4 protein-coding genes are annotated in these 4,194 nt (G+C 74.7%); 1 reads left to right on the top strand and 3 read right to left on the bottom strand.

Translation table 11 applies throughout. The features are described from left to right. The coding region (locus tag PV350_RS45140; protein WP_500339132.1) for an EamA family transporter at positions 1–914 on the bottom strand (914 nt) is incomplete at its 3' end. A 73-nt stretch (positions 915–987) separates the two neighbouring features. Here PV350_RS45140 and PV350_RS45135 point away from each other — a divergent pair. Continuing rightward, positions 988–1,908, top strand: a complete 921-nt coding sequence (locus tag PV350_RS45135) for a LysR family transcriptional regulator (protein WP_500339131.1) — start codon at positions 988–990, stop codon at positions 1,906–1,908. Positions 1,909–1,968: 60 nt separating this feature from the next. Here the strand turns inward: PV350_RS45135 and PV350_RS45130 are convergent, their stop codons facing one another. Together PV350_RS45130 and PV350_RS45125 are read right to left on the bottom strand one after the other, a co-directional pair. After that, the gene (locus PV350_RS45130; RefSeq protein ID WP_499515183.1) at positions 1,969–2,886 is read right to left on the bottom strand and encodes a DMT family transporter; all 918 of its coding nucleotides are present in this window, start codon (positions 2,884–2,886) and stop codon (positions 1,969–1,971) included. A 44-nt stretch (positions 2,887–2,930) separates the two neighbouring features. After that, a partial coding sequence (locus PV350_RS45125) for an FUSC family protein (protein WP_500339130.1) occupies positions 2,931–4,194 on the bottom strand: 1,264 nt, incomplete at its 5' end.

Below are 4,194 nucleotides of genomic sequence, written 5' to 3'. Positions count from 1 at the left end.
GGGGTGGGGGGTTCGCTGCGGGTGACCTCGCGGCCGGAGCGGCCGGCCGCTCGCTTCTCGCCGCGGGCGGCGCCGATGCCGGCGACCACGACCAGGGCCGTACCCGCCGCCTGGAGGGCGGTCGGGACCTGGGAGACCAGCAGCATCGCGGCGAGGAGGCTGACCGCAGGCTCCATGCCCGCGAGGGTGCCGTAGGCGGTCTTGCCGATCCGCTGCAGGGCCTTCATCTCGAGCAGGAAGGGCACCAGCGGCATCAGGACGGCGATGCCCGCCACCGCCGCGAGCACCGACCACGTGGCGCCCGCCACCACGCCCGGGGCCCCGAACGGCGCGGTGAACACCGTGGCGACGCCGAGGGAGACGGCGAGGCCGTGCTGCGCGGAGAAGCGGCTGCCGACGTGCTGGGTGCCGATCACGTACAGCGCCCAGCACGCGCCGGAGGCGACCCCGAACAGGACGCCAGCCAGGTCGGCGCCGCTCTGCCACGGGGAGGTGAGGCACAGGACGCCCGCCGCCGCGAGCAGCAGCCAGGCGAGTTCACGGCGCTGCCTCAGGGAGGCGACGGCGACGGCGAGCGGTCCGAGGAACTCCAGCGCGGTCGCGGTGCCCAGGGGGATGCGGTCGGCGGCTTCCGAGAAGAGCAGCATCATGCCGCCGCTGACCGCGCCGAGCAGGACGACGGCCACCAGGTCCCGGCGCGGGGCGGCACGGAGCGCGGGCCACAGCGACCGGCCGGTGAAGGCGAGCAGCAGCAGCGCGGCGAAGCCGACGCGCAGCCACGTCGTGCCGGCCGGGCCGATCTCGTCGAAGAGTTCCGTCGTCAGGGCGCTTCCGGTGTGCAGCACCGTCATCGCGGCCAGGATCAGCACGGCGCCAGGTATGCGGCGGGTCGTAAAGGTATGCGGCTCGGACACGGCCCCCATTGGACACGCCGCCCGTTGTTTCTGTCCACGCGTCATTGGCGGACGCATTGTTTACGATCGGTGGATGATCGATGCGTCCGACCAGCTCCCCGACCTCGGCCGGCTGCGCCTGCTGGTCGAGCTGAGCCGCCTGGGCACGATGGCCGCCGTCGCCGAGCGCACCGGCTACGGCACCTCCGCGGTCTCCAAGCACCTCGCCGTCCTGGAGCAGGAGGTCGGCACCAGGCTGCTCACCCCGGTCGGCCGCCGGGTGCGGCTCACCCCGGCGGGCGAGCGCCTGGTCGGGCACGCCGTGGGGATCCTCGCGGCGGTCGAGGAGGCCCGGGCCGAGCTGCGCGGGGCGTCCCGCCCGGCCGGCCGTGTACGGCTGGCGAGCTTCGTCAGCGCGGTGGAGCCCACGGTCGTGCCCGCGCTCGGCCGGCTCCGCGCGGAGCACCCGCGCGTCGAGGTGCAGCTGTACGAGCACGAGCCGGAGCAGACCCTCGCGCTGCTGCTGTCGGGGGACGTCGACCTCGGCATCGTCTACGACTACAGCCTGGTGCCGCGCCCGGTGCCGGACGGCCTCAGCGCCCGGCAGTTCGCCACCCAGCCGATGGTGCTCCTGCTGCCGTCCGGGCACACAGGCGACCCGGGGCCGGGCGGGCCGGTGCCGCTGTCCGGGCTGAGCCGGCTGTCCGGGGCCGGGTGGATCACCAACTCCCGCGGCAGCGACGACGACGAGCTGGTGCAGCGGGTGTGCGCGATGGCCGGCTTCACCCCGCGGATCGTCCACCGGGTCGACAGCCTGCACCTGGTGAACCTGCTGACCGGGGCGGGGCTCGGTGTGGCGCTGCTCGCCGAGTCGGGGGTGGAGCGGCAGCGCGACGACGTGGTGACCCGTCCGCTGGACCCGCTGGTCGGCACGCGCCGGCACTTCCTGGTGGCACGCGCCGGTCAGTGGTCGTGGCCGCCGATCGCGACGGTCGCCCGGCTGCTCACGGGGTGAGCGCGCCGGGCGACCGCGGTGGCCACGGGGTCAGTGGTCACGGGGTCAGTGGTCACGGGGTCAGTGGACGATCCTGACGGGTTCCTCGCCGGATCCGCCGACGCCGGCCGCGTCCTTCCGGGACGTGCCGTGCGCGCAGGGCATCGCCGGATGCCGGCCCAGCAGCACGACGCCCACGGCGATCGCCGCGAGCCCCGCCGCCTCCCAGGCCAGCGCGCCCGGCGTGACGCGCACGCGGTCGCCCAGGAAGCCGACGCCGCAGGCGATCCCCGCGAGCGGCTGGGCGGCGGTCAGCGCGGGCAGCGACATGCGCAGCGGGGCCGTCTCGAAGGCGCTCTGCACGAGCATCAGCCCCGTCAGGCCCATCGCGACGACGGCGTACGGCTGCCAGTGCATGAGGAGCGCACCGACGCCCTCGTCCTCGGCCACCTGGCCGGAGATCCGGGTCAGGGCGTCCTGGAGGCCGTAGAGCAGGCCCGCGGCGAGCGCCAGCACCGTGGCCTCGGGCGACGGGCGCAGCCGCCGCGCGCAGCCCACCAGGAGCAGCGCCAGGCCGACGACGACGCCGACCACGAGCCAGTGCCGCAGCGCCCCTGCGGGCGGTCCGCCGCCCGAGGGCCGGCCGGCCACGATGAACGCCGTCACGCCGAGCGCCAGCAGCGCCACGCCCGACCAGCCGTGCCACCCGAGTCTCTGGCCGGTGAGGCGGCGGGAGAGCGCCATCGCGAAGAGCAGGTTGGTCGCGGTCAGCGGTTCGACGAGCGAGACCTCGCCCTTGGTGAGCGCGAGGGCGCTGAGCAGCATGCCGCAGATCATCAGGAAGACGCCGAGCAACCACTGCGGCATGCGCATGAGGTCCAGCAGCAGCCTGAAGGAGAGGAAGTCGGACAGCGGGGCACGCTGAGCGGCCAGCTGCTGGAGTACGAAGCCCAGCCCCAGACAGCAAGCGGCCCCCACCCCGAGCAGGAATACGGCCACCTCGTCAACCTCCCGGTGTCGCCGACTGGCCCGACCTTAGCCCCTCACCCGTCTTGATCGCGACGATTGTCCGCCTGTGACTCCCGGCCCGCGGCCTCGGCGGTCGAGGCGGTCACGGCGGTCGCGGCAGCCTCAAAGGGGTGCCGTGCGGTACGCCTGCCCCGCGCGGGCACGGGCAGGCCCGCCACGATGGCGCGGATGAAGTGCAGCTCGGCGACGACGTCGGCGAGCGTCTCGCACTCGGGGGCCGCGGGGAGCTCCGGAGGGCCCGCGGCGGGGGCCTTGCCGTCCAGGGTGTCGGCGACCGCCGTGAGCGCGGCGGCCACCTGCGCCCCCTCGCGGGGCGATGGACGCGGGGCCCCTTGCTCCATTCGGACGACGCAGGCGGTGGCCGCGTCCACGATCCGCTCGGAGGCGGCGACCACCCGGAACCAGTCGCCGTTCCCGCCGTGCCGCGAGGGCAGCTCGGCGGCGAGGGTCTCGGCGGCGACGCGGGCCTCGCCCAGGGCGCTGTAGGCCCCCCGGCGCAGCACCCTGCGTTCCTCGGGCCGCTCGCCGGCGGGCACGGTCAGGACGTGGTCGAGGTAGTCCCCGGTGCGCCGCTGTGCGACGGCCAGCAGGTGGCCGACCCGCGCGGTGGGGTCGGCGAGCCGCGGGAGGTGGCCCACGACGACGACGATCGCGCAGGCGATCGCGGTGTCCAGCAGGCGGGACAGGGCGGCCTGGGTGTCGCCGCCGGCCCAGACGAACGCCAGCACCATGATCGTGACGGCGGAGGTCTGCAGCGCGAAGTGGCGGGCCGCGAACGGCAGCAGCGCGCCCGCCACGGAGGCGCAGACCGCGGTCCACCAGATCCCGTCCCCGGCGACCGCGGCCACCGCGGCGAAGACCAGCACGCCGAGCGCCGTACCGAAGCAGCGGTTGACGACCCGGGAGAACAGCGGGCCGATGTCCGGCTTCACCAGGAACGCCGCCGTGAGCGGCAGCCAGTACCAGTGGTCCGCCCGCAGGGCCAGGGCCACGGCCGCGCTGGCGGTGACGCACACCGCGACCTTCAGCCCGTACTCACGGCCCACGGGGCCGAGGACGCGGCGGCGCAGCAGCGGCGCCGGGCGGCGGGCGGGGAGCGGCGCGGCCTCCTCGGGCCGGTCCGTGTCCGGGACCGTGCGGGCGAAGACGACGGCGGCGTGCAGCAGCATCGCGTCGAAGGCCGGCCTCTTATCACCTCCTACGCCGGCCACGAAAAAGGCCGCGGAAACCTGCGGAGTGGCGCGGGCATAAAAAAAAAAAAAAAAAAAAAAAAAAAAA

The organism is Streptomyces sp. PA03-6a (assembly GCF_033792765.1).
GTDB lineage: Bacteria > Actinomycetota > Actinomycetes > Streptomycetales > Streptomycetaceae > Actinacidiphila.
The sequence above is the reverse complement of the archived record's forward strand: the minus strand, read 5'-3'. Positions and strand labels throughout refer to the sequence as shown.

Excerpts from the sequence above, each read along its gene's own strand:
- PV350_RS45135 (WP_500339131.1), top strand. The coding sequence starts at position 988 with ATGATCGATGCGTCCGACCAGCTCCCCGACCTCGGCCGGCTGCGCCTG.